This window comes from Microvirga antarctica (assembly GCF_017921815.1).
Classification (GTDB): Bacteria; Pseudomonadota; Alphaproteobacteria; order Rhizobiales; family Beijerinckiaceae; genus Microvirga; species Microvirga antarctica.
This window is the reverse complement of sequence record NZ_JAGEMM010000053.1, coordinates 1-294: the sequence shown is the minus strand read 5'-3', so window position 1 is coordinate 294 and position 294 is coordinate 1. Positions and strand designations below refer to the sequence as shown.

Here is a 294-nt window from a genome sequence, read left to right as displayed (position 1 = left end):
ATCTTCAGTAAGTTGGACTATGAGGCCGTTGGCCCTGCAACTCTTTGCAGGTGTCTGATCGTCTATCCCTGGACTCAGAGGTATTTCGGCAACTTTGGAAACCTCTACAACGCAGCCGCAATCATGGGAAATAATGAGGTTGCAAAACACGGAACAACTATCCTCCACGGTCTGGACCGGGCTATGAAGAACATGGACAACATCAAGGCGACCTATACCGAGCTGAGTGTGCTGCACTCCGAGAAACTGCACGTGGATCCCGACAATTTCAGGCTCCTCTCCGACTGCCTGGTC

Annotated in this window: 1 protein-coding gene; it reads left to right on the top strand. The window is 51.7% G+C overall.

What is annotated here, in order from left to right; genetic code table 11:
* Nucleotides 1-12: 12 nt before the first annotated feature.
* A partial coding sequence (locus J4G32_RS22225) for a globin domain-containing protein (protein WP_425515543.1) occupies nt 13-294 on the top strand: 282 nt, incomplete at its 3' end.